The sequence below is a fragment of the Saccharopolyspora sp. NPDC050389 genome (assembly GCF_040655595.1).
GTDB lineage: Bacteria > Actinomycetota > Actinomycetes > Mycobacteriales > Pseudonocardiaceae > Saccharopolyspora.
Map to the genome: position 1 here is coordinate 69330 of NZ_JBFAKG010000039.1, position 22357 is coordinate 91686.

A 22357-nucleotide genomic window follows, 5' to 3' on the forward strand; every position below is an offset into this window, starting at 1 on the left:
CGCCCCCGTAGCCCAACTGGCAGAGGCAGACGACTTAAAATCGTCCAAGTGTCGGTTCGAACCCGACCGGGGGCACATATCATATTCCCAGGTCAGAACGCTTTGATCTTGTGTCCTGGCGAGGCGATTTCAGGGCTAGCCATGCTTTACCCATGCTTTTCGGCTAGCAAGGAGTCCAGACAATGGCTCGACCACCCCTTGAGATCGGCAGCCACGGCAAGATCCGCACGTACCACGAGGAGACCGTCCACTGGCGGGCTGTGGCTCAGGTCCGGCTGTTCGACGGCAAGAGCCGGCAGATCGAGCGCAGCGGTCCCGCGGAGCGGAAGGCCATCAAGCGACTACAGTCCGCAATCAAGGGGCTGCTCGATTCCAAGGCGCGGCTGACCGTCGACTCCACGTTCCGAGAGGTCGCCGATCGCTGGCTCGACAAGGTGAAGAAGCGCCGTGCAGCTACCACTTACAACACCTACCGGCTGACTTTGAAGAACCTCGTGTTCGTCGGACATGCCGGACCTTATTTGATTTCTTCTCGGGACCGGTGTCCGCATAGGTGAGGCACCGGCGGTGCGGTGGAAGGATGTCAACCTCACCGACAGGCCACGGTGTCGTCGCAGACGAACACTCCCGAAGCCCGACCGATCATCCTCACGGTCAACGGCGCCAACCGACCTACACGTCCCCACGATGAATGACGCTCAACAGTCGGGGGCCACGGTTTCCACGTGGCAGCTCATCGACTGCTTGTGGTTTTGAAGTACTGGTTCGAGGGTTTGAGGAACACCAGGACGAGGAACAGCGGCATCGCGACCAGCACCATCAACAACTCGACGCTGGCCATGATCGCGCCCGGCTGGCTGATGAGAGCCCCCAGCTGGAAATCGACGGCGATGAGCATCTGGGTGATGCCGAAAAGGCCGTAGAGCAGCCATATCCCGGCGAGGATCGCGAGTGTGGTCCGGGCCCAGTTCCGGCCAGCGCGCATCCGGAACGCGAAGACCACCCACAGCACGGCAAGCGCGAGGGTGCCCAACGTGTTGAACACGTTGAAGATGAGCGGGCCTTGCCAGGCATCGAGATGTCTGATGACTTGCAGCGCGAGGACCACGAAGCTGATAACGGTCAGCACCGCCGAGAGGATCGGCATCACGATGCCGATCAAGGTCGCGAACGTCACCGTCCCGGGCGCTTTCGGTCGGCCGAACTGCTGCTGTGGCGGAAACTCTGGGTAACCCGCCGGCTGGGACTGCTGCTGCGACCAAGGATTCTGAGGCTCTGTCACGCGAAGAGAGTAAGACACCTACAACGATCAAGAATGTGCCTGCTTGCCGCCCTTTGCAGCACGGGGTCACTGCGCGACGCGGTGGAGGAGACTGGAACCCGCGTGATTGTGCTCGATGCCTTGCTGTCCGCGATGACTGGTGGAGATCTGACGTGGCAAGGATTCGTGCGCTCGCTGCTTGAGCCGCTGTCCGCGCTGGCCCAAGAGCTTGACCTCGCCATCATCGGCGTCGCGCACTTCCGCAAGGCTGCTGGAGCAGATCCGCTGTTGATGATCTCCGGGGCCGCGGAGTTCGGCCAGGTGGTTCGGTCGGCGATCGGGTTTGCCCGTGATCCCGAGTCCGCGGGCGGCTCCTGCGTGATGTCACTGATCAAGAGCAACATCGCTCCGATGGGAACTCCCTCGCTGCGCTACGTGATCGCGCCTGCATCAGTCCGGGCGGACGACGGACAGCTGACGTCGGTCGGCAGATTCGAGCTGACCGGCGAATAGTCCGCGACTTCGTCCGACGTGCAACATTTGACCAGTTAGGGGCACGTGTGACGGGTGAGCCAGGACGTCACGGCAATGACTTCACCGGCTTCCGTCTCCCCGAATGCGGCCGCGGGCGGGTGGCATAACCGGGCGATTTGAAGTAGGACGAATTCCACATGATCGGGCATCGGTTTGGAAACTCTCGCATCTCGGTGCCGTAACTATATTCATCGATGTTTTGTTATTTAATCGTGAGTGGGCCGGAAAGTCGCTGGTCATCGTGCTTTTCCGATTGAGATTCGTCTTTTTGTCGGGCGTGTAACGGGAGTAACGAGTTCGGGGATCCGCCGGATTAATAACCCGGAGGGGGATCGCGTTACGGTGTGTTGCATTCCGCTACACTCTGCGATCGCTGGTCGGGTTGTGCAAATACAAGAACGACAAGATCGCGCCATATCGCCTACCCCCGGCCGGGCGGTATGAGCAGGTCAGATCGGAGTGATATGGGCTGCTCCCACGCCCAATCATGCCCCCTCTTCCCGCTGTTAAGGGCAAGCTTGAGCGGCTGGCGCGAATCCTATTGCGACAGCGATGACAGGTGGCGCGATTGCGCCCGGTACAAGTTGGCGTCCCGAGGCCAGCTCGTTCCGATCTCACTGCTCCCGAACGGCGCTGACGTGGGGCACATCAGGAAGGCCGCCGAGCGGTCCGCCACGGCCGAACCGACCCCGCCGGCACCGCTCATCTCCGAGTCGCCGGAGACCGTGGCCTGGTTCGAACCGGCGCCGAAACCAGACCTGGACAGACCTCGCCAGCCGCCATTGCGCTCACAGCCCCCACCGCGGCCGCAGCCTCCACAACCCCCACCGCGGCCGCAGTCCCCTCAGTCCCCATCGGCCCCTTCGCGGGCCCCACAAGTCCCAAGAACCCCATCAACCTCGGACCGGGTAACACGGCCCACGCGAGCGCAGGGCTCGAAACGCCGCTGGTGGACCCGACTCGCCGAGTGGATGAGAGGCCCCGCATGAGCAACTACTGGCCCTGGTGGGCGGGTGCGATCGGGCTCGCCCTGGTCACCATCAACTACACACTGATCACGGATCGGTCCTTCGGGGTGTCCTCGGCGTGGGATCGCGTCTTGCACTGGCGTGCCGAACGCCGCATCGAACGGCAGGAGGCCCAGTTCACCGACGACCGTGCCCTCGAGGAAGCGTTCGCCGCGGCGACCGCCGCGGAGTTCGGGTCCCGCTCCGAAGCGCCCACCTCGCCGGACGTGATGCGAGGTGACGCGCAGCCGTACGGCCAGGACGCCGGATCCGCGGCGCGCGAGCAGAGCACGACGCAGACCGTGCGTTCGGCGCCTCTGGTCACCCAGGCCGCCCTGCTCCTGTCGATCTTCGTCGGTGGATGGGTGGCCGCCGTCGTCGCCGGCCGATTCGAGGTCCGCTTTGACATGGGCGAGGGTTTCCGCCAGCTCGTCACCGCCGATTCGAACGTCATGATCGGCGTGCTGTTCGTCGGAGGCATCCTCGTCGGCTTCGGCACTCGCTTGGCCGGGGGCTGCAGCTCCGGCCATGGACTCAGCGGCTGCGGCCGGTTGCGTCCGGTCAGCCTCGTTGCAACTGCCGTCTTCTTCGGCACCGCTGTTGCCGTTTCGTTCCTGCTGTGGAAGGTGATCTGATGCGTACCAGGGGCGCGGTGCTCGTCGCCAACATCATTACCGGGCTGGCTCTCGGCTTCGTCGTCACCAACATCGGGTTCGGCGACTACACCGAGCTGAACCGCATGTTCACCTTCCGGGACCCCCGCATGCTGTACGCCTTCGCCGGGGCCGTGGCGATCATCGTGGTGGTCTTCGCCGTGGTGGGTGTCCGCCGCACGGCAGGGCGAATCCACGGCGGCGTGATCCCCGGGGCGGTGCTGTTCGGCACCGGCTGGGCGATCTCGGGTGGCTGCCCGGCGATCCCGATCATCCAGGTCGCCAGCGGTTACCTGCCCGCTCTCGTCACGATCGCCGGTGTCATGGTCGGGATGTGGCTGTGCCGCTGGGCCAACGCCAGGTTCTTCCAGCTCGACCGCGGCTCCTGCGGGCTGTAGCGGCAGGTTCACGAGACCGATGCGGGGCCCTGTCCTGGACCGGGCCCCGCATCCTCTTGGCGTCACCGCCGACGTGCACGCCCTTTGGGCGCCTCGGAATCCACCCATCGAAGAACCCCAGGTCACAGACCTGGGGTTCTTCGCTGCCGGGGCCTTCCTCCGGTAGCGCTCTCAGCGGGGCTCGGGGAGGCTCAGCCTCTCCCTCAGCTCCTTCAGGCCCAGAGACCTTTCCTCGTCTCGGCTGTCCTCGACGTGGGTGTAGAGCGCGAGCACCAGCCTCCGGGCTCGCTCGTACCTCTCGTCGCTCCAGGTCTTCAGGCGATCCAGGGCCGCGTGCACCGGTTCGAAATCCCCTGGGAACAGGTGCAATCCGACGTCGACGAGTGCCGGATTGCTGATTTCCGTGAAGGTGAGGGCGGACTCGAAGGGCTCCCGGACCACGACGCCTTCGCTCACGCCGCTGTTCTCCATCTGGTCGTACACGAGGTCCAGCCACGTGTCGCCCGCCAGCAGTTCGCCGAACCGGACGGCGACCCACGGGTGCAGTCCCTTGCCACCGTCCCTGGCCGGGTGGGACTCCCCGTGCGCGTAGTTGAGCACCTGGCCCGCGCGTTCCTTTTCGTCCTGCCCGATGAGCACATGGCCTTCGAGGTAACCCGCGTAGCCGGCGAACAGGCCGTCGCACATCTGTCGCGCGCTCCGCAGCGGCTTGAGGGCCGCGACCTGGTCACCGCTCTGGAGCAGCAGGTTGCCGAGGAGGATGTTGGCGACGTCCCCGGAATCCGTGCCCTCGTGGGCGTCGGCGGCCTGCTCGAAACCGTTCCGGGCCGCCTCCAGCGCGCCGGTCAGTTGAGCGGCGAGGCTCCCGAGGAGCACTCGGCCGGAGTCCGCGGACGTGCACGACTGGAAGTCCGGGGTGAGCATCACGGCCGCCAAGGGGCCCAGCCAGGGGTCTTCTCCCGCGGCGACCTGATCCAGCCGCTTCCGGCAGGAGTCGCCGAGCCCGTTCTCGCCGAGTTCGATGCCCGCCAGCGCCATGGCCGCGTGCCCGGACACGGCGGTGCGTCCCGCGTCGGCGATCTCGGTCAGCAGGGTCCGCGCTTCCTGGGAATCGCCCGCCCGGTACGCCGCCCGCCCGCGCTCGACCTCCTCAGGCACCGGGCTCAGCGGATCAGGGGGAAGCGGAAGGGCTGATCCGCGGTCGTCCAGCAGGGTCATGTCGTTGCTTTCTCTCGTCGGAGCGTTGAGGCGCGAGCATGCCACGAACGGCCGACACTGCTGATCACGAAGTATGGCCTCGCTACCGGTCGACCGCTGTACTCGGCTGGAAACAACGGCAGGCAAGGAAGAATCGGCGAACCTGGCCGCGACGGGATGGTCGAAGGCGTTGGCCGCCAATGGAAAACGCCGACGATCGGGCTCAGAGCTCGGTCAGCAGATGTTGGACTCGGCGGTCGATTTCGTCCCGGATGGTGCGGACTTCCTCGACGCCTTTCCCCGCCGGGGCGGTGAGTTCCCAGTCCAGGTAGCGCTTTCCGGGGAACACCGGGCAGGCGTCGCCGCAGTCCATGGTGATCACCACGTCCGCGGCTTCGACGGCGTCGGCGGTCAGCTTCGCGGGGATCTCGTCCGACAGGTCGATGCCGAGCTCGCCCATGACGGTCAGGACGGCCGGGTTGATCGTCAGGAGGCGGCCGACGCGGAAGTCGAGATCGGTCACGAAGCCGAGCCTCGCACCTCTTCAAGTCTCCTCCTTGACACCACTTCGGATGGAGTACTACGTTTCAAGTACGTCACACGAAGTACTAAGAACGAGGTGGTTAGTCGATGCGAAAGACCGTCACTGCTCAGTTCTCGTTCCCGTCGGCCAAGGGCGGCAAGCGGCTCGATCCGCACCCGCGCATGCCTCGGTCGGTTCTGGCTCGGCGTCCGCTGCCCAAGCCCGGTACCCGCCGCTGATCGACCACTTCGAAGAGGAGAAGCCCAATGCGAAAGCTCACCTACTTCATCGGCTGCAGCGTCGACGGCTACATCGCCGATGCCAATGGCGCGCTCGACGCGTTCTTTCCGCTGCCCGACGGGCTCATCGAGCACCTGGTCGCGGAGTACCCGCAGACGCTGCCGACGCACCTGCACGCCGCTCTCGGGGTCACTGACCTGGGCAGCCGCTTCGACGCCGTGGTGATGGGGCGCGGCACCTACCAACCAGGCGTGCGGGAAGGCGTCACCAGCCCGTACTCCCACCTGGATCAGTACGTGGTCTCGGGCAGTCTCACCAGCCCGGACCCCGCGGTCACCGTCATCTCCGGCGACCCGGTCGATGCCGTGCGGGCGCTCAAGCGCGAGCCGGGCGGCGGGATCTGGCTGGCCGGCGGTGGCCAGCTCGCCGCCGCGCTGCTGCCGGAGATCGACGAGCTCGTCCTGAAGGTCTACCCGTTCGTCCTCGGCAAAGGCATCGGCGTGTTCGACGGAGAGATCGCGCCGACGCACCTCGCCCTCGCCGATACGCGCGTCCTTGACAGCGGCGCGGCGATCCACACCTACGCCCGAAAGTGAGGCCGCCTTGTGAAGTTCACTCGCCGGCGTAGCGGAGGCCGGTTCGGCGCAGCACGGCCCACTGCTCGCCGGGCCGGTCCACGACGACCGGGTACCAGCGCGGCTGCAGCGCCGCGTGCAACTCCTCGCCCCGGCTGATCAGCGAGCTCACCGCGGGTTCGCCCACGACGATCAGGGCGGACCAGTCGACGTGCGCCATGAGGTAGTCCTCGGTGACGCCGAACTGGGCTTCCAGGAGAGTGACCACATCGTGGCCGGTGTCCGGGCCCGACCTGACATCGCTGATGTCGGGCACCTCGATGTCCTCGTCGGCGGTGTCCTCGTCTTCTTCCTCGGTTTCGTCGTCGGTGGTGTCCTCGTCGCCCTCGTCTTCTTCGGCCTCGTCGTCTTCTTCGCGCTCTTCGTCCCACACGTACTTGTCGAGCTTGTAGATGCGCTCGCACATGTCGAACGCCTGGTCATCGGAGAGGATCAGCGTCACCGTGCGCCCGTTGACCAGGGTGAACGTCAGCTCCGCTTCCGGGGTTCCGTTGGTGCCGGGTTCGGCTTCGACGTTCCCGGCGACCTCCTCGAAAAGCTCGGAATCGGCGGGGCTTTCGCTTCCCGCGCCCAGCGAGGGGAGGTTCGCGGCCATCTCCACCACGCAGCGCGCGGCGGTCCAGAACGCCTCCTTGTCCCGGAATTCCTTGCGGCTGCTGGTCAGCGTCCGGCCGAATCCCAACGTCTCGACGCGCGCATCCACCGTGCCGGTGCCGGTCGCGTTCTCCCAGATCGCGGTGACCGTGACGTTGTTGGCCAGCCTCTTGCGGTAGTTCTCGATGTGGCCGTGCCGGGCGAGTTCCCAGCCGCCCACCTTCTGGGGCCAATCGTCGTTCACTGCCGAATTCCTTTCGGACGAATGACATGTCGTTCCCTCCGACGTGTCATTAACCGTGATCGTTCCCGCAGTGCGTGGCCGGATGGCGAACCGCGGTCCGTCATCGTCCACATTGGTCAGATCTCGGTCCGGTCCACCGAGGTCGGGTCGGACGGGACCGGGATCTCCTGGGCGATCTCCACCAGGCGGTAGACGCTCTCGCGCAAGCACTCCGGGCGGACCACGATCCGCAGCGGGGCTGCCTCGACCGCCGGTTCGAGCCGGCGGTAGGTGGCGCGCGTTCTCGCCACGCTCGGCGTCGAGGATTCCTACGCGGGCGCGCTCGGCTACTACATCTGCGTCGCGGTCGGCGCGTTCCTGGGCTACTTCATCATCGACCGCATGCGGCGCCGGACGTTGCTGTTCGGCGGTTTCGTGGCCGGTGCAGTCCTGCTGATGCCGCTGGCGTTCATCCCGAACCTGGACCCGCTGCTGTCGGTCGGGCTGTTCACCCTGTTCGCACTGGTGATCGTGGCGATCGGCAACGTCGTCTACGTCTACCCGGCGGAGCTGTTCACGACCGAACTCCGGGGCAGCGGCGTCGGGCTCGCGGTCGCGGCGAGCCGCCTCGGCTCCGCGGTGACGACGTTCCTCATGCCGATCGTGGTGGGAACCTACGGAATCGCCACGGCACTAGGTGCCTGCGTCGCGCTCCTGGTGGCTGGGTGCGCTCGCCGGTTTCGCCTGGGGCCCGGAAACGTCCAACCGGGAGCTCGCCGACAACTGAGGTCGGCGTGACGCGGGGGTGGCCGGAGCAACAGCCCGGCCACCCCTCTGCTCGTCACGCCGGATGTGCTGCGGGGGCAGTTGCGGCCTGTCGCTCCGGCGAACCGCCGGGCTGCCGCCGGTCGCGATGTACAGCCAGCAGCGCCAGCGCGACGACGGCCTGCACCGCCACGATGCTCACCTGGGGCAGGAGCGAATTGACGCCTGCCAGCGCCATCGTCGTGTTGACTCCGAAGTGGATTGCGATCGCTCCGAGGACACCGGCGCGTTCGTAGGCGTAGCCGGCCAGCAGGGCCATCGGGATGACGCTGAGCATGTAGACCAGGCCGCTCCAGGTGAGCAGGCCGAAGCTGGCCTGGACGGTCCCGGGGACGAAGAACAGCGGCAGGTGCCACACCGACCAGATGATCCCCAGCAGCAGTCCGGCGAGAAGGCGACCCATCGACGCCCGCAGTCGCGGGTGTGCCGTGCCGCGCAAACCGAACTCCTCGGCCAGCGGACCGAAGACGAGCATGGTGGCGACGAACGGCGCCGGGCCGCCGGCCGCCTGGATCAGGCCTTGCGCCGCTTCCGGGCTGATGGCCGGTCCGCCCAGCTGCTGCGCGATCAGCACCGCCGCGAGCACGGTCCCCGATGCCACCACCAGCAGGATCGGTACCCAGAGCAGGCTGATCAGCGGCAGTCGCACCGCATGGGCGGGGGCGGGGAGGCGGCGGAAGGCGCGGCGCAGCCGGATCACGATCGCGCCGAACATCGGGCCGAACGCGCCGAGCAGGTAGGGGATGACGGTGGGGAAGCTCATCGCCGGCCCACCGACGGCTATCGCTATCAGCCACGACAGCCAGCTCGTCGCGAACGTGATGAGCAGGAACGGGACGAGGCCGCTCTTCCGGCGAGCTGGGGTTGCCGTTGTCATGTCGAATTCCTTCCGCGGGCAGGAGGCGAGAAGTGCTTGCGGTTGAAGGGATTCCGACCGGTGCGGGTTTTCCTCGCTGTCAGCGGGAATCCGTGAGTCGTGCTTCGTGGAGCCGGCCGGCGAGCCAGCCGGTCACCTGCGCCAGCAGGTCGGCGTCGACCGGCCTGCGCAGCAGGCGGCGGTAGGCGCGCACCGACGGTCGACCGGGGTCGCGGCGCAGCAGGTGGGTGAGGTCGGGGATCCGGTGGACCTCGACCTCGCCGGGCACCAGCCGGCGGATCTCGTCCAGGTCCGCGGGGTCGACCTGGATGTCCTTGCCGCCGGTGATCGCCAGCACGGGGGCCTGGATTTTCGCCAGGCCCGGGCGCGGGTCGTGACCGAGCATTTCCCGGAACCACCGGGCGTTCACCGGCAACCCGTGGACGCGCGCCGAGTCCGTGCCGGTCGCCTTGATCCGGGCGAGATGCCGGGAGCCCAGGGCCCGCAGCAGCGGCCGAACGGGCGCGGGTAGGTCGCGGGCGATCATCCGGGCCTGCCAGCGCAGCGCGTCCTCGCCGAGGCGGGCGAACCCGGCCAGCAGCACCACCGCCCGGACCAGCGGATCCGAGCCGAGGGACATGGCGTGGACGGCGCCCTCGCTGTGGCCGACCACGCCGATGGCGTCGGCCCGGATGTCGGGCCGTGCGGCCAGGGCGCGGAGCGCGGCGGCTGCGTCGTGGGTGTTGTCGGTGAATCCGGTCGCCCGCCAGTCGCCGGATGTGGCGCCGACGCCGCGCCGGTCGTAGCGCAGCGCGGCGATGCCCCGCTCCGCGAGCGCGGCGGCCAGCGGCGGCCCGAGTCCCATGCGGAGCCCGCGGGCGTTGGCATCGCGGTCCAGCCGCCCGGATCCGTGCAGCAGCAGGACTGCCGGGTGCGGGCCGGGGCCCGCGGGCAGGGTCAGCGTGCCTATCAGGGGCAGCCCGTCGTCCGCGACGGCCGTCATGTCGATGTCGGGCAAGACCCCACCTCTCATTGTTCTCGATTTTGAGAACGTTATCAGTCATGAGAATATTGATCCATGGCAACCGCGGACCTCCTCCTGCATCCCGTCCGGGCTCGCATCCTGCAAACGCTGCTCGGTTCGGATCCGCTGACCACCGCGCAGTTGCGCGACCGCCTGCCGGACATCGCGCCGGCGACGATGTACCGGCACATCGCGGTCCTCGCCGACGCGGGCGTGCTGGAGGTGGTGGAGGAGAAGCGGGTGCGCGGCACGGTGGAGCGCAGCTACCAGGTACGACAGGAGCGGGCGGTGGTCGATCCCGCGGCGCGGGCGACGATGACGCTGGAGGATCACCGCCGGGCCTTCACCGCGTTCTCGGCGTCGTTGATGGCGGACTTCGAGCGCTACCTGGCGCAGGACGATGCCGATCCCGCCGCGGACGGCGTGGTCTACCGGCAGGCCGCGGTGTGGCTGGCGGAGGAGGAATTCGCCGAGCTGATCGAGGAAGTCCAGGCGGCGATCATTGCGCGAACGGGCAACGCCCCGAGCGACGCCCGCGCCCGCCACGTGATCAGCCTCGTCGTCGTACCGAACAACCCGCCGGGGGAGTCCGGCCCGGCTGCCGAAGCCGACGGCTGATCGAGAACTTCGCTCGACGGTCCTGCGGACACTCCTGCGTTCTTGCTTGGCTCAGGAGTGGCCCTCGTTCTAGTGAGCCCCTGTCGAGAGCTCAGGGAACTGCGACCTCATGGCGCGATTGACTTGTGCACCGCTGGCGGCCGAGTAACGCATCCCGAGGTACACCAAGTCCCAGAGCCGCCTATTCGACTGGACGACGTGAAGAGGCAGTTCCACTCTGCGTTCGCTGTCGGAAAGTTCAAGGGCGAAGCTAGTGCCGGAGCCTCGCCCTACATAGCGGATGCTGGTGAGCTCGTAGGTGCGCACCCAGTACTTGTTGAAACGCACCCAGTCTGCACCAGCGGCCAACGCGTCTGACCGTCCTGTGTAGACAAGAAAAATGAAGTAGGCGGCCATCAGCACCCAGATGAACCAGTAGGTGAGGACCACCAAACCGCCGTACAACACGGCTAGAACCAGCACGATCACAATCGGTACCGGTGCGGACAGCCACACGCCGAGCTTCGACTCGCGAAAGAACTCCAGCGTCGGCCCCTGCCCTTCGGGGGCATCGGGTAGCCGCGACGGCTGCTTCTCCGACGTCATGCCGCGGTACTGCGTTGGCGCAGCTGGTGGGCGTGGCTCTCCAGACGCCGGGTCTGGGCGGGGCGGCAGATCGGTCATGTGGCGCTACCTGCCATACCGAGCTTTACGGTATTCATCCGAGTTGTCTTTCGGACTGTCGATACCGTCTCCTCCCAGGTCGCGGTACAGATCCCGCAGGTCGTTCTCCTGGAAATAACTCCATGTCGTGGCTGCCGCGAAGCCCACTCCCAGGGCTGTCACAGTGACCGGTGCTCCCGCGGCGCCTGAGGCCACGAGTCCGGCCTGGGCTCCTGATGCGGCCAGTGTGCTCGCACCGAGTGCGCCGAAGTTTGCCCAGACAGCCTTGCCTATCGGTTTGCCGTTGACGATATCGATTGTCGTGAACGTAGCGGCTGATGCGACGCTGATGACGGGGAGAGCCTTCCCCATCCCGCGTAGCACCCCCTCGCCTTGGCCGCCCAGCGTGCGGGTCAGGCGACTGAGCACAAAGGCGCCTGCGGCGGTCTTGCCTGTGTTTGCCAGTAACCGTGCATTGCTGTCGGCCGCTCGTTGCTCCATTCCGGCGTTGATCAAGAGTTGCCGAAGGTTCGACTCCCGATGTGACGCTGGCATAGTGCTGTCTGCAGACCAACGTTGGTAGTTTTCGGCGAAGCTGCGCATCGACTCGGCGTTCTGGGCAAGCGTGATTGCCGCCCCATGAGCTGAGCCGGCGTAAGCCAGACCGCGGCTGATCCAAGTCAGCGGCGTTGCGGTTATAGCAGCGATGACAGTGTTGGCTGCGTCCAACGCTTTGCTCAGCGATCGATGTGCCGTGCGTTCGAGTCGGCGAGTGTCGTCTGCGGTGGCCTCGATCTCCCGCCACGCTTCAAGTTTGCGTTCCGCCTCAGCATGGGCCTTGGCTTTTGGATCCAAGCCAGGCATGCCGCCACCTGCACCGTCCGGCGCCGTGTCAGCGGGGCCACCGGGCGGCTCGTGGATCAAGGTTCCCGTTACGACCAGACTGGCCTCATGCGCGACTTGCAGGCACTGGTCCATCCGCTGCCGCACTGTATCGATGTCGTCGGCGAACAGCTCCAGGCCCGAAGTAGCCCGATCGATCGCCTGAACGAGCTCGTCGATGTCCTGCCCGCTCTGCGACATTTGGTCACGGAACGCGTCGCTGGCTTGCCCTTGCCAGTACGGCTCGGACAACGAGGCCGCCTTGATCGCGGCCGTAGCAGCGTTGTGGTTGGCTTCCGACAGCGCCGTGAACCACTCCGCCAGCCCCCGACATGAGCCCGGATCTGCCTTCACGTTCACATCAATGATGTTCATGACTTCCTCGGTGAGTCAACGCGGCGGCTGGGGCATGCCATCGGCACCGGTGTGATCGGATCGCACGTATTCATGTTTCGCGACACGGACTTCTCCGGCGGCTTGGTGCAGTCCGCCGCTCACTCCTGCACTGGCGCCGGCCAGGCGAGCCACAGCGTCCGCGACGATCCCGATGGACTCGCCAGCGTTGGCCGTCGGCGCAGTGCTGATCTCATCTAGCGCCGCCGCGCCTGACTCCAAGCTCTGCGCGAGCGCCTCCATTTCCCCAGGTACATTCAAAAGATCGCTCATCACGCCTCCCCAGTAGGCCGATCCGTGTCAGGTAAGGCTGCGAAATCTTCCAGCACGAGGCTGGCGCCTGCTTGCTCCGCGAGCGTCTGCACCTCGGATTTCGCGACGCTGATCCACGGCTGCCGGTCTCCGCATGTCTCCACAAGCCGCTCAAGGCTCGTGTAGATCAGCAGCGCCAGCTCGCCTCCCGTGGTGCTGCGCAGTTCGAGAAGTGCTCGCTGAGCGCCAGGGGATACCCGCTCGGTGGGTACATAGACAACCGACTCCGGCTCTCCGCCCAGGACCGACGGAGAGATGACCTGCTCATCCAACGTCAAACCCTCGTCCGGCAACACTGACAGTGATCGACCGTATCGAATAAGTCACGGCATGTGGTGCGTGTTGCTGCGCATCCGCGTCACATCACTCGTCCGGCTCAAGACGAGACGGGTTGATCGGGGCCGGGGCCTGGCAAACTTCAACAGGTCCTGGCGGCGTGTTGAAACTGGGGCTCGCAGCCGCTGATAGCAGCCCGGCATCGATACAAGAGAGACTGGCTACCCGTTGCTGCTGTCTTGCTCGTCGTCCTGATCGATTTCAAACCCGACACCGGTTGCTACCGGGGCGATGTCGACCGGAACGTGGATTGGTGGCCCGATGATCTCGGGCGGTTCGCCGGGGGTGTCGTGCTTTCTGGTCATGTCGTGTTCGCTTCCGAGAACGTGCCGAGACGTCGTAAGCCTCTGCGTCCGGGGGAGGAGGTTGGGGACCCGCTCCGACGCCAGGGTATGACGCGGCACCAGAGCGGGGCCAAAAGCGGCATAGTACTCAGACGAATGGCAGTCTCCGGTAATACGCCGAGGGGCGGTAACCCAACTTGCAGTTGCATGCGACCGCTCAAGCTTCGTTCGTGACCGACGTGGCCGCGTCGGGGTTGAACCACACCAGATGTGCGCGAATGAAGTTGCCGATGCGAAACCCGTGAAGTGCGCTTTCTGCTTCTGGCAGTCTCATCCGCAGTCCGTCGTGAACCGAAACGACCTCCGCGTGATCCGGAAAAGCCATTCCCCAGGCGGCAATCCGGCTGTCAACGCGGTCGCCGTACTCCTGAACGACGGCGAACAGCCGAGGAGCTTCGTCAGCAACGATGCTTTCCAAGATCGTCCCGAACTGCGTTCGCCGCACAGAGGGCGCATTCCCGTCGGGTCGGGGACGAACGCATCCAGCGGATGACCACTTCGCAGCTGGTCCATCTCAGGTGGCCAGAATGTTTGTACCGGCTTTTCTGTCATGACTTCCTCCATCCATGAGTGATTGCCGACGGCTGAGCGTCCGTCATGTCCGCGGCGCCTGCTGACACGTGCCGTGGTTGCCCAAGGCGAGAACCGCGTTGCGCAGGCTGCCCCTGAGTCGCCCAACTTCCAAGGGCGTCAGCGCGGTGATCTCGCCAGGCGGCAGGATCAGTGCGACCAACTCCTCTTCGGTTGGCGCGACGTCGATTTCGCGCCGTCGGCAAGAGGCGCCCCAACGTGCTGTTCGGTGGCCTGATCTGCGTCGCTTCCATCGCATGAATGCTCCCCGCTGCTGTGCCGACCATGGTGAATCCCGCGGTGGGAGGCAGACATGGGTCGCCAGCCCTTGCTTGTTGGTGATCACTATTCGTGATTGATTCGTGACACTCGGCGATCGTCGAAAGCTGTTGTGGGACTTGGGGATTTTGGGGAGTGCGATCTATTGGAAACTTACTTCGGATGCCGTATAAAGTTACGCATGTCCGAGGTCATCGAGCGTTCGGCGCCCACCGGGAACGAGGCGTTGCGTCGCATCCGCACCGATGCGGTGCTGGCCGCGCTTCGCGAGCACGGCCCCGTTTCGCGCACCGAGCTCGCCAAGCTGACCGGGTATCGGCCCTCTTCGCTCACCGAGATCGTGCGCGAGTTGATGGGCTCTGGGCACGTCGTCGAGGCCGGTTCCGGGGACTCCTCCGGCGGTCGCCGGCCGCGGATGCTGGAGTTCAACCCCGCCGCCGAATCGTTGATCGCCGTTTCCCTCGAAGGGGAGCAGGCGCGCGTTTCCGTGGTCGATCTGGCCGGTGAGCTGCTCGGCGCGTACAGCCGCGCAGTTGATCCGCACGCGCCGCTGGACGGGTTGATCGCCATCATCGACCAGGCTCTGGAGGAGCATCCGCGGCCGCGTCCCGGTCGCGTCGTGTTCTCGCTTCCCGGTGTCGCCACCGCGGAGGGAGCCGTGACGCTCTCGCCGGTGTTGGAGGCGCTTGGCGGGCGCTCGGTCACCGATGCGCTGACCGAGCGGGTCGGGTTGCCGGTGCAGGTTTCCAACGACGTCAACCTCATCGCGCTGGGGGAGCGCGAGCGGGGTGCGGCCGCCGACGTCGACGACCTGGTGCTGATCTACGTCGGGTACGGCGTCGGTGCCGCCGTGGTCAGCGGCGGCACGCTCTGCCGCGGTGCCGCCGGGTTCGCCGGCGAGATCGGCTTCCTGCCCGCCGGGCTGCCGCCCACGCCGCACACCGGCGGGCGCGGTGAGTTCGAACGGCGCTGGAGCGTGCCGGGAATCCGCCAAGCACTGTCCGAACTGGACGGTCGACCGGCCGACGCGCCGGTCGCCGAGCTGGCCGACCGGGCCGGTGAGCCCGCCGTCGACGCGCTGCGCAGGCAGGTCATCGAGGCCTGGGCCTACGCCGCCATCGTCTGCGCGTGCGTGGTCAACCCGGCACGCGTGGTCTTCGCCGGTGCCGCGACCGAACTCGGTCCGGATGGGCTCGCTGAACTCGCCGAGCTGGTCGGTTCGGCCGCGCCGTCCGCGCCCGAGGTCGTGTTCGCCGAGCTGGGCGCGCAGGCGCTGCACATCGGCGCCGTTTCCCCGTCCCTGATGTCCCCCGCTGCGAACACCACGCAGCCCTCGCGCGAAGGGTAGCCATGCGCAGAATCCTCTCCATCGTCGCCGGCGTGCTGATGCTCGCCGGCGTGACCGCCGGGTGCGGCCTGAGCCCCGCCGGCGGCGAATCCGGCCTGACCATCTACACCGCCCGCGACAAGGCGCTCGCCGAGAACGTGGTCAAGGAGTTCGAGGCCGCCTATCCCGAATACCAGGGCAAGGTCCGGATCCTGACGCTCGGCGCGCAGGAGGCGTCCGAGCGGGTGGCCGCCGAGAAGGGCCGCCCGCAGGCCGACATCTGGTGGGGCGGCTCCCAGCAGCAGTTCACCCAGGCCGCGAACGCCGACCTGCTCGCCCCCGTGCCGGACCAGGTGCGCGACCGGGTTCCGGAGCGCTACCGCGACGCGCAGGGCCGCTGGGTCGGCGAGATGGTGCTGGCCGAGGTCGTCTTCTACAACGACCAGATGCTCACTCCCGAGCAGGCCCCGAAGGACTGGGACGACCTGATCAAGCCGGAGTACCGGGACAAGATCGTCGTTCGCGACGTGGCCGCGTCCGGCACGATGCGCAGCATCTACTCGGCGATGATCACGCGCAACGGCGGCGAGAACCCCGAGCCGGGTTACGAGTGGCTGCGCAAGCTCGACGCCAACACGAAGGTCTACGCGGCCAACCCGACCGACCTCTACCTGCGCATCCAGCGGCAGGAAGCGCCGATCAGCGTGTGGAACCTGCAGGACGTCATGCTGCAGCAGAAGAAGACCGGCGCGCCGTTCAAGCCGGTGGCGACCACTTCCGGTGTCCCGCAGCTGATCGACGGCATCGCCAAGGTCAAGGGCGGCCCGAACGCCGCCGCCGCGGACAAGTTCCTCGACTTCCTGCTCGGCGTCGAGAAGCAGAAGCAGCTGGCCGAGGAGTACTTCCAGATCCCGACCGTCGAGCAGGCCGGTCAGCCGAGCTGGCTGGCACCGCTGAACCTGCACGAGATGCCGGTGGACTGGAGCCTGGCCGCTACCAAGGAGACCGAGTGGATCTCCTACTGGAGCGAGCACATCAAGAACAAGAACTGACGAAATACCCATTTCCAGGCTCGTTTTGAGTGGCGGTGCGGGTAGCGGAACCTCAGACGCCGTCTGGACTGTGGGATCCCCGACTTGTGTATGTCCAATACGCGGCATCGGGGCTGTCCTCGCCAGACGACGTCTGAGAACCCGCGGCGGAGCAAGCTGCGTAGGTGGGCTAAGCGGCTGCGCCGCTTCAAAAAAAGCCCGCTGTGCTACTTCCAAAACAGCCGCTATAGCACCCCAAAGCACTCACGGGCCGCCTCGGCCGCCGCCTGCAAGGAAAGCCCTTCCTCGCCCAGCACGGAGAGTTCAGCATGATCCCCGTTCGCCTCGACCGCGTCTGCAAGAGCTACGGCTCTGCCTCGCCGGTCGTGCACGACATCGACGTGACGATCGAATCCGGCGAGTTCTTCACGCTCCTCGGCCCTTCCGGGTGCGGCAAGTCGACCACGCTGCGCATGATCGCCGGGTTCGTCACGCCCACCAGCGGCCGAATCCTCTTCGGCGACCGAGACATCACCGCCACGCCGCCGAACAAGCGCGGCACCGGCATGGTGTTCCAGAACTACGCGCTGTTCCCGCACTACGACGTCGCGCAGAACGTCGCCTACGGGCTGGTCACGCGCAAGATCGCCAAGGGCGAGCGCAACGAGCGGGTGGCCGCCGCGCTCGCTTCGGTGGGGCTCGACGGCTACGCCGACCGACGGATCGACCAGCTCTCCGGCGGCCAGCAGCAGCGCGTCGCGCTGGCTCGCGCGCTGGTCATCTCGCCGTCGGTGCTGCTCCTGGACGAGCCGCTGTCCAATTTGGATGCCAAGCTGCGCGAGGAGACCCGCGTCGAGATCCGCCGCGCGCAGCGGGAAGCCGGGATCACCAGCGTCTACGTCACGCACGACCAGGCCGAGGCGATGGCGATGAGCGACCGCATCGCCGTGCTGGAATCCGGCAAGCTGCACCAGGTCGGCACGCCGCGCGAGGTCTACCACCAGCCCGCGACCGCCTTCGTGGCCCGGTTCATCGGGGGCAGCAACGTCCTCGACGCCGAGGTCGTCGAGAGCTCCGGCGAGCAGGCCGTGGTGGAGCTGGCGGGTTCCGGGGCCAAGTTCGCCGCCGGTCGTTCGGCGGAGCTCTCGGCCGCCGTGGGCGACCGGGTCGCGGTGTCGGTCCGGCCGGAGCACCTGGCGATCACCGAGGCCGGTGAGGGCAGCTTCGACGCCGTCGTGCGCGCGGTGGAGTTCACCGGCGCGACCTGCGAGTACGAGGTCACCGCGGGCGAGCTGGAGCTGTCGGTCGCGGTGCCCGACCGGCCCGGCCTGCCGAAGCCCGGCGACGTCGTCGGGCTTCGCCCCGAGGCCCAGCACGCCTGGCTGGTGCGGCCATGAGCGCCCCGGCGGTGACGCCGCGGCGCCGCAGGTTGCCTTCGCCCGACGGCGACCGCTTCGTCTACGTGCTGGCCATTCCGGTCGTGCTGGTGCTGCTGTTCCTCGTCGTCATCCCGATGGCGACGACCGCGCTCACCTCGGCAGGCGGGAACGGCCTCGCGGACAACTACGGCAGCCTGTTCGGCGGATCTTCGGGCCGGGCGTTGCTGTTGTCGCTGGTGAGTTCGCTCGTATCCGTGTTCTTCTGCGGAGTGCTCGGCACGCTGCTGGCCGTGCTGCTGCACCGCTTCGACTTCCCCGGCCGCCGGGCGCTTTCGGTGTTCGCCGTGCTCCCGATGGCCTTGCCGCCGCTGATCGGCGCGGTGTCGTTCGTGCTCCTCTACAGCGAGACCGGGATCGTGCCCCGGACGCTCGACGCCCTGCTCGGCATTTCGCCCGCGAGCACGTCGGTGAGCGGATTGGCCGGCGTCGTCCTGGTCCACGCGTTCACCATGTACCCGTACTTCTACCTGTCGGTTTCGGCCGCGCTGGCGGGGCTGGACGGCTCGCTGGAGGAGGCCGCCACCAACCTCGGCGCCGGCCGCGTGCGGGTGTGGCGGACGGTGCTGCTGCCCATGCTCACGCCGGCGCTGGTTTCCGGTGCGCTGCTGACATTCATGATGTCGATGGCGTCGTTCACCGCGCCGCAGCTCTACAACGTGCAGACGCTGACCATGGAGATCGTCTCGGCGCGCACCTCGGGCAACGCCGCGCTCGCGGCCACCCAGTCGACGGCGCTCTCGGTGGTGTCCATCGCCTTCCTGATGAGCATGCGCTGGTACCAGGGCCGCCGCGTGCACCGCAGCCTGTCGAAGGGCACGCCGAGCGCGCGCCGGGCGCCGGGCTCCGCCGCCGCCAAGTTCGCCGCCGCGCTGGGCAGCCTGCTGCTCACGGTGGTGCTGCTGGCGCCGGTGCTGGTGATCGTGCTCGTCTCGTTCTCGGTGGACGGCGCCTGGACGACGCAGGTGCTGCCGCCCAAGTACACATTGGACAACTACCTGCAGATCTTCGCCGAGCCGCAGAGCCTGCTGCCGATCTCGGTGAGCGTGCAGACCGCGTTGCTGGCCACCCTGGCCGCGATCGTCATCGGCGCGGCGGCCGCGTGGGTCGTCGCCCGCTGGAAGGGCCCGGGCCGCGGTGCGCTGGACGTGGTCATCATGCTGCCGTGGGCGCTGCCCGGCACTGTCATCGGCGTGAACCTGGTGACCGCGTTCAACGAGCCCGGCGTCGGCAACCTGGGCCTGACGCTGGTCGGGACGCTGTGGATCCTGCCGGTCGCCTACTTCGTCCGGTTCGTGCCGCTGGTGTTCCGCTCGACCAGCGCCTCCCTGGAGCAGCTCGACCCGTCGCTGGAGGAGGCGGCGCGCAACCTCGGCGCCGGCCCGCTGCGGGTCCTGCGCACGGTCACGCTGCCGCTGGTGCTGCGCGGCGTGCTCGCCGGTGCGCTGCTGGCCTTCGTGGACGGCGTCGGCGAGTACGTCGCCTCGGTGGTGATCTACCCGCCCGGCCTGCCGCCGATGTCGGTGGAGATCTACAACCGGATCTACTCCTCGGAGTTCGGCACCGCCGCCGCTTACGGCGCGCTGCAGATCGTGCTGATCCTGGTCGTCCTCGCGGTGTCGAACCGCCTCGGCCAGGGCCCTCGCCAGAAGCGCTCACCGGCAGTGATCCCCGCCGCGTAGCACCACGTCCACGACCATCCACAGTGGAAAGAGTTCGTCAAATGCCCCAGCCTCCGGAACTGTCCAACTACTGGCAGAACCACCTCCGGGTGGCCTTCGAGAAGTCCGCGCCGCAGCTGTACCGGCCGATGCTGCACGCCAGCCTCGCCCACGTGGTGATGCTCGCCGAGCAGGGCCTGCTGCCCGCCGCCCGCGCCCGGCAGCTGCTCGGCGGGCTGCGCGAGCTGCTCGCGGCCGACGACGACCGGTTCGCCTTCGACGGCAGCGTCGAGGACGTCTACTACCTCGTCGAGCAGCGGCTCGCCGCGGCGGCGGGCATCCAGCCGTCCGAGCTGGACGTGCAGCTGGCCCGCTCCCGCAACGACCTCGACGCCGGGGTGTTCCGCATGGTGTTGCGGGAGAACGTGCTCGACCAGGCGCGGGAGGCCTGCGCCGCCGCCGAGACCGCCGCGGCCCAGGCGGACCGCTACGCGGACGTCCTGATCACCGGGTTCACCCACCGCAGGCCCGCCCAGCCGACCACGCTCGGGCACGTGCTGGCCGGCTACGCCGAGGCGCTGCTCAGCCAGGCCGAGGAGCTGCGGTCGGTCTACGACGAGCTCGACGTCAACCCGCTCGGCTCGTGCGCGTTCGCCGGCACCGATCTGCCGATCGCCCCGCCGCGGCTGGCCGAGCTGCTCGGCTTCCGGGAGAGCTTCACCTCCAGCTACGAGGCGGTGGCCGGTTCCGAGCACCTGATGCGCACCGCGGCGGTGCAGGCCCGCATCCTGGCCACCGGCGCCCGGATGGCCCGCACGATGCTGGACTGGATGACGTTCGGCTGGATCGCCACCCCGGACTCGTACTGCCAGGGCTCCAGCATCATGCCGCAGAAGAAGAATCCGGTGGTGCTGGAGCACATGTGCTCGATGGCCGGAGCGGCGGCGGCCGACCTGGCCGCGACGATGAACAACGTCGGCGCCGCCTGGTACGAGGACTCCAACAACGCCACCACGGACGTCCAGGAGCACCTCTGGCGGGCCGGTGACCGCGCGGTTCGGTTCCTGACGCTGATGCACGGCCTGCTGGAGGAGCTGCGCCCGCAGAACCCGCCTTCGCCGGATGAGGTCGTGGCCACCGGAGCGACCACCACGGCGATCGCCGAAGCGCTGGCGGGCGCGGGAATTCCGTGGCGTGGCGCGCATTCCGTGGTCGGCGCGCTCGTTCGGCAGGCGCCTCCGGCGGAGTGGACCGGTTCCGTGGTCGCCGCGGCCATCGCCGAGGCTGGACTGGGCACTGTGGACGAGTCGGTGGTGGCGGCGGCGCTTGCCGCCGGGCTTCGCCCGCAGCTGGTGCTCGACCGTCCCCAGGACGGCGGGCCCGGCGCTGCGGCGGTGCGCCGCACGGCGGATCTGGCGCTGACCCGCGCCCGGGTGCTGGCCCGCGAGTTCGCCGACCGCAGGGCCGTTCTGGACGAGGCCGCGAGCAAGCTCGACGCGGCCGTGGACACCGTGCTGGCCGGAGGCCGCGGGTGAGCCATCCAGCTCCCGATGACCGGATCACCGTTGTTGGCAACGTGAATCTGGACGTCCTGGTCGCCGGGGCAGCGGAGCTCCCGCCGCCCGGCACCGAGCAGATCGTGCCCTCGATCGTGCTGCGGCCCGGCGGTTCGGCCGCGAACACCGCGATCGTGCTGGCCCGGCTCGGCAGGCCGACGGTGCTGGCCGGGCGGGTCGGCGACGACGGGACCGCGCGGCTGCTCGCCGACCAGCTGGACATCCCCGGCCTGCGGTTGGAGCTGGCCCGGGTGCCCGGTGAACACACCGGCGTGACCGTCGCCGCCGAGGCGCCGGGCCGGGATCGCGCGTTCCTCTCGGCGCTCGGGGCGATGGCCGATCTGGACGCGACTGCCGTGCCCCCGGAGGCGTTGGCGGCCCGATTCGTGCTGCTGTCCGGCTATTTCCTGCTGCCAGCCCTGCAGGGCGAGCCCGCTCGTGAGCTGCTGGCGCAGGCGCGGCAGGCCGGGGCGCGCACGGCACTGGACACCGGGTGGGATCCCGATGGCTGGGCGGCCGGCACCCGCGCGGAGGTGCTGCGGCTGCTGCGCGAGGTCGACGTGTTCCTGCCCAACGACGACGAGCTGCGCGCCCTGCACGGCGACCGGTGCGACGACGAGGTCGCGGCCCGAAGCATCGCCGACGAGACCGGGGCGACCGTCGTGGTCAAGCGCGGCGCGCGCGGCGCCCTCGTCGCTCAGCCAGGCCGTCCCCACAGCATCCACCCGGCGCCCGAGGTGCAGGTCCGGGACTCCACCGGCGCAGGCGACGCGTTCAACGCCGGACTGCTGCACCGGCTCGCCGACGGGGCGACCGCCGGAGACGCCGCCGACTACGCCGTCCGCGTCGCGGCGACCGTGATCAGCAGGCCCTCGCACGACCGGGCCTTCGCACTGGAGGACGTGGACCGATGACACCCCCTGTGTCAACCTCTAGATCAAGATCAGGCCGCGACCTGTTGTTCGGCGTCCGGTCGGGCGCCGCCGTGCAGGGCGGGGTC

General features: G+C 67.8%; 27 protein-coding genes and 1 tRNA gene. 15 read left to right on the top strand and 13 right to left on the bottom strand.

Annotated elements, in window-relative coordinates; translation table 11 throughout:
* Position 1 precedes the first annotated feature (1 nt).
* Positions 2-75, top strand: a tRNA-Leu gene (locus AB0I53_RS25075).
* A 107-nt stretch (positions 76-182) separates the two neighbouring features.
* Complete coding sequence (locus tag AB0I53_RS25080; RefSeq protein WP_358607472.1) at positions 183-557, top strand: hypothetical protein; 375 nt, start codon at positions 183-185, stop codon at positions 555-557.
* A gap of 176 nt (positions 558-733) precedes the next feature.
* Here the strand turns inward: AB0I53_RS25080 and AB0I53_RS25085 are convergent, their stop codons facing one another.
* A complete protein-coding gene (locus tag AB0I53_RS25085) occupies positions 734-1162 on the bottom strand; it encodes a hypothetical protein (protein ID WP_358607475.1) in 429 nt (142 codons plus the stop codon).
* A gap of 153 nt (positions 1163-1315) precedes the next feature.
* Between AB0I53_RS25085 and AB0I53_RS25090 the strand changes: the two genes are divergently transcribed.
* From AB0I53_RS25090 to AB0I53_RS25100, 3 genes are all read left to right on the top strand, one after another.
* The gene (locus AB0I53_RS25090; protein ID WP_358607479.1) at positions 1316-1774 is read left to right on the top strand and encodes an AAA family ATPase; all 459 of its coding nucleotides are present in this window, start codon (positions 1316-1318) and stop codon (positions 1772-1774) included.
* 1006 nt (positions 1775-2780) lie between these two features.
* The gene (locus tag AB0I53_RS25095; protein WP_358607482.1) at positions 2781-3437 is read left to right on the top strand and encodes a YeeE/YedE thiosulfate transporter family protein; all 657 of its coding nucleotides are present in this window, start codon (positions 2781-2783) and stop codon (positions 3435-3437) included.
* Positions 3437-3853 carry a YeeE/YedE thiosulfate transporter family protein gene (locus AB0I53_RS25100; protein WP_358607485.1) on the top strand — a complete coding sequence of 139 codons (417 nt, stop codon included), beginning with the start codon at positions 3437-3439 and terminating at the stop codon, positions 3851-3853. Before AB0I53_RS25095 ends, AB0I53_RS25100 begins: the two co-directional genes overlap by 1 nt.
* 171 nt (positions 3854-4024) lie before the next feature.
* On the opposite strand, the gene AB0I53_RS25105 is transcribed toward AB0I53_RS25100, so the two are convergent.
* Positions 4025-5071: a hypothetical protein gene (locus AB0I53_RS25105; protein ID WP_358607488.1), complete on the bottom strand. Its 1047-nt coding sequence runs from the start codon at positions 5069-5071 to the stop codon at positions 4025-4027.
* A 202-nt stretch (positions 5072-5273) separates the two neighbouring features.
* The gene (locus tag AB0I53_RS25110) at positions 5274-5573 is read right to left on the bottom strand and encodes a hypothetical protein (protein ID WP_358607494.1); all 300 of its coding nucleotides are present in this window, start codon (positions 5571-5573) and stop codon (positions 5274-5276) included.
* Positions 5574-5680: 107 nt separating this feature from the next.
* Between AB0I53_RS25110 and AB0I53_RS25115 the strand changes: the two genes are divergently transcribed.
* Entirely contained in the window at positions 5681-5812 is a 132-nt protein-coding gene (locus AB0I53_RS25115) for a hypothetical protein (RefSeq protein WP_358607497.1), read from the top strand.
* A 27-nt stretch (positions 5813-5839) separates the two neighbouring features.
* The gene (locus AB0I53_RS25120; protein ID WP_358607499.1) at positions 5840-6409 is read left to right on the top strand and encodes a dihydrofolate reductase family protein; all 570 of its coding nucleotides are present in this window, start codon (positions 5840-5842) and stop codon (positions 6407-6409) included.
* 16 nt (positions 6410-6425) lie between these two features.
* Here AB0I53_RS25120 and AB0I53_RS25125 read toward each other — a convergent pair whose 3' ends face one another.
* Complete coding sequence (locus AB0I53_RS25125) at positions 6426-7286, bottom strand: hypothetical protein (protein WP_358607502.1); 861 nt, start codon at positions 7284-7286, stop codon at positions 6426-6428.
* Between the two features lie 116 nt (positions 7287-7402).
* On the bottom strand, positions 7403-7576 hold the full coding sequence (locus AB0I53_RS25130; protein ID WP_358607505.1) for a hypothetical protein: 174 nt from the start codon (positions 7574-7576) through the stop codon (positions 7403-7405).
* Here AB0I53_RS25130 and AB0I53_RS25135 point away from each other — a divergent pair.
* Positions 7557-8063 (top strand): MFS transporter, encoded by a 507-nt coding sequence (locus AB0I53_RS25135; protein WP_358607508.1) that lies wholly within the window; start codon positions 7557-7559, stop codon positions 8061-8063. The genes AB0I53_RS25130 and AB0I53_RS25135 overlap by 20 nt on opposite strands.
* A 43-nt stretch (positions 8064-8106) precedes the next feature.
* On the opposite strand, the gene AB0I53_RS25140 is transcribed toward AB0I53_RS25135, so the two are convergent.
* Both AB0I53_RS25140 and AB0I53_RS25145 read right to left on the bottom strand, forming a co-directional pair.
* On the bottom strand, positions 8107-8967 hold the full coding sequence (locus AB0I53_RS25140; RefSeq protein WP_358607511.1) for a lysostaphin resistance A-like protein: 861 nt from the start codon (positions 8965-8967) through the stop codon (positions 8107-8109).
* A 79-nt stretch (positions 8968-9046) separates the two neighbouring features.
* Positions 9047-9964: an alpha/beta fold hydrolase gene (locus AB0I53_RS25145; protein ID WP_358607514.1), complete on the bottom strand. Its 918-nt coding sequence runs from the start codon at positions 9962-9964 to the stop codon at positions 9047-9049.
* A 60-nt stretch (positions 9965-10024) separates the two neighbouring features.
* Here AB0I53_RS25145 and AB0I53_RS25150 point away from each other — a divergent pair, with 60 nt between their 5' ends.
* A complete protein-coding gene (locus AB0I53_RS25150; protein WP_358607516.1) occupies positions 10025-10588 on the top strand; it encodes a helix-turn-helix domain-containing protein in 564 nt (187 codons plus the stop codon).
* Between the two features lie 69 nt (positions 10589-10657).
* On the opposite strand, the gene AB0I53_RS25155 is transcribed toward AB0I53_RS25150, so the two are convergent.
* From AB0I53_RS25155 to AB0I53_RS25180, 6 genes are all read right to left on the bottom strand, one after another.
* On the bottom strand, positions 10658-11173 hold the full coding sequence (locus tag AB0I53_RS25155) for a hypothetical protein (protein ID WP_358607519.1): 516 nt from the start codon (positions 11171-11173) through the stop codon (positions 10658-10660).
* Positions 11174-11257: 84 nt separating this feature from the next.
* Entirely contained in the window at positions 11258-12487 is a 1230-nt protein-coding gene (locus AB0I53_RS25160) for a hypothetical protein (RefSeq protein ID WP_358607522.1), read from the bottom strand.
* A 15-nt stretch (positions 12488-12502) separates the two neighbouring features.
* A complete protein-coding gene (locus AB0I53_RS25165; protein ID WP_358607523.1) occupies positions 12503-12778 on the bottom strand; it encodes a hypothetical protein in 276 nt (91 codons plus the stop codon).
* Positions 12778-13089: an SAV_915 family protein gene (locus AB0I53_RS25170; protein ID WP_358607526.1), complete on the bottom strand. Its 312-nt coding sequence runs from the start codon at positions 13087-13089 to the stop codon at positions 12778-12780. The genes AB0I53_RS25165 and AB0I53_RS25170 overlap by 1 nt, the downstream gene beginning before the upstream one ends.
* A gap of 225 nt (positions 13090-13314) precedes the next feature.
* Complete coding sequence (locus AB0I53_RS25175; RefSeq protein ID WP_358607529.1) at positions 13315-13458, bottom strand: hypothetical protein; 144 nt, start codon at positions 13456-13458, stop codon at positions 13315-13317.
* Positions 13459-13654: 196 nt separating this feature from the next.
* Complete coding sequence (locus AB0I53_RS25180) at positions 13655-13915, bottom strand: hypothetical protein (RefSeq protein WP_358607532.1); 261 nt, start codon at positions 13913-13915, stop codon at positions 13655-13657.
* Positions 13916-14527: 612 nt separating this feature from the next.
* Here AB0I53_RS25180 and AB0I53_RS25185 point away from each other — a divergent pair.
* The 6 genes from AB0I53_RS25185 to AB0I53_RS25210 all read left to right on the top strand — a co-directional run bounded on the left by AB0I53_RS25185 (position 14528) and on the right by AB0I53_RS25210 (position 22271).
* Entirely contained in the window at positions 14528-15694 is a 1167-nt protein-coding gene (locus AB0I53_RS25185; RefSeq protein WP_358607534.1) for an ROK family transcriptional regulator, read from the top strand.
* Between the two features lie 2 nt (positions 15695-15696).
* Positions 15697-16725 carry an extracellular solute-binding protein gene (locus tag AB0I53_RS25190; RefSeq protein WP_358607537.1) on the top strand — a complete coding sequence of 343 codons (1029 nt, stop codon included), beginning with the start codon at positions 15697-15699 and terminating at the stop codon, positions 16723-16725.
* A 308-nt stretch (positions 16726-17033) separates the two neighbouring features.
* A complete protein-coding gene (locus AB0I53_RS25195) occupies positions 17034-18101 on the top strand; it encodes an ABC transporter ATP-binding protein (protein ID WP_358607540.1) in 1068 nt (355 codons plus the stop codon).
* Positions 18098-19822, top strand: coding sequence for an iron ABC transporter permease (locus AB0I53_RS25200; protein WP_358607543.1), 1725 nt, complete (start codon positions 18098-18100; stop codon positions 19820-19822). Before AB0I53_RS25195 ends, AB0I53_RS25200 begins: the two co-directional genes overlap by 4 nt.
* Before the next feature lie 41 nt (positions 19823-19863).
* A complete protein-coding gene (locus tag AB0I53_RS25205; RefSeq protein WP_358607546.1) occupies positions 19864-21336 on the top strand; it encodes a lyase family protein in 1473 nt (490 codons plus the stop codon).
* The gene (locus AB0I53_RS25210) at positions 21333-22271 is read left to right on the top strand and encodes a carbohydrate kinase family protein (RefSeq protein WP_358607549.1); all 939 of its coding nucleotides are present in this window, start codon (positions 21333-21335) and stop codon (positions 22269-22271) included. The genes AB0I53_RS25205 and AB0I53_RS25210 overlap by 4 nt, the downstream gene beginning before the upstream one ends.
* Positions 22272-22357: the final 86 nt, after the last annotated feature.

Coding starts and splice junctions, on each gene's coding strand:
- AB0I53_RS25080 (WP_358607472.1), top strand. CDS start 183: ATGGCTCGACCACCCCTTGAGATCGGCAGCCACGGCAAGATCCGCACG.
- AB0I53_RS25090 (WP_358607479.1), top strand. CDS start 1,316: ATGTGCCTGCTTGCCGCCCTTTGCAGCACGGGGTCACTGCGCGACGCG.
- AB0I53_RS25095 (WP_358607482.1), top strand. CDS start 2,781: ATGAGCAACTACTGGCCCTGGTGGGCGGGTGCGATCGGGCTCGCCCTG.
- AB0I53_RS25100 (WP_358607485.1), top strand. CDS start 3,437: ATGCGTACCAGGGGCGCGGTGCTCGTCGCCAACATCATTACCGGGCTG.
- AB0I53_RS25105 (WP_358607488.1), bottom strand. CDS start 5,071: ATGACCCTGCTGGACGACCGCGGATCAGCCCTTCCGCTTCCCCCTGAT.
- AB0I53_RS25115 (WP_358607497.1), top strand. CDS start 5,681: ATGCGAAAGACCGTCACTGCTCAGTTCTCGTTCCCGTCGGCCAAGGGC.
- AB0I53_RS25120 (WP_358607499.1), top strand. CDS start 5,840: ATGCGAAAGCTCACCTACTTCATCGGCTGCAGCGTCGACGGCTACATC.
- AB0I53_RS25140 (WP_358607511.1), bottom strand. CDS start 8,967: ATGACAACGGCAACCCCAGCTCGCCGGAAGAGCGGCCTCGTCCCGTTC.
- AB0I53_RS25150 (WP_358607516.1), top strand. CDS start 10,025: ATGGCAACCGCGGACCTCCTCCTGCATCCCGTCCGGGCTCGCATCCTG.
- AB0I53_RS25155 (WP_358607519.1), bottom strand. CDS start 11,173: ATGACGTCGGAGAAGCAGCCGTCGCGGCTACCCGATGCCCCCGAAGGG.
- AB0I53_RS25160 (WP_358607522.1), bottom strand. CDS start 12,487: ATGAACATCATTGATGTGAACGTGAAGGCAGATCCGGGCTCATGTCGG.
- AB0I53_RS25165 (WP_358607523.1), bottom strand. CDS start 12,778: ATGAGCGATCTTTTGAATGTACCTGGGGAAATGGAGGCGCTCGCGCAG.
- AB0I53_RS25175 (WP_358607529.1), bottom strand. CDS start 13,458: ATGACCAGAAAGCACGACACCCCCGGCGAACCGCCCGAGATCATCGGG.
- AB0I53_RS25185 (WP_358607534.1), top strand. CDS start 14,528: ATGTCCGAGGTCATCGAGCGTTCGGCGCCCACCGGGAACGAGGCGTTG.
- AB0I53_RS25190 (WP_358607537.1), top strand. CDS start 15,697: ATGCGCAGAATCCTCTCCATCGTCGCCGGCGTGCTGATGCTCGCCGGC.
- AB0I53_RS25195 (WP_358607540.1), top strand. CDS start 17,034: ATGATCCCCGTTCGCCTCGACCGCGTCTGCAAGAGCTACGGCTCTGCC.
- AB0I53_RS25200 (WP_358607543.1), top strand. CDS start 18,098: ATGAGCGCCCCGGCGGTGACGCCGCGGCGCCGCAGGTTGCCTTCGCCC.
- AB0I53_RS25205 (WP_358607546.1), top strand. CDS start 19,864: ATGCCCCAGCCTCCGGAACTGTCCAACTACTGGCAGAACCACCTCCGG.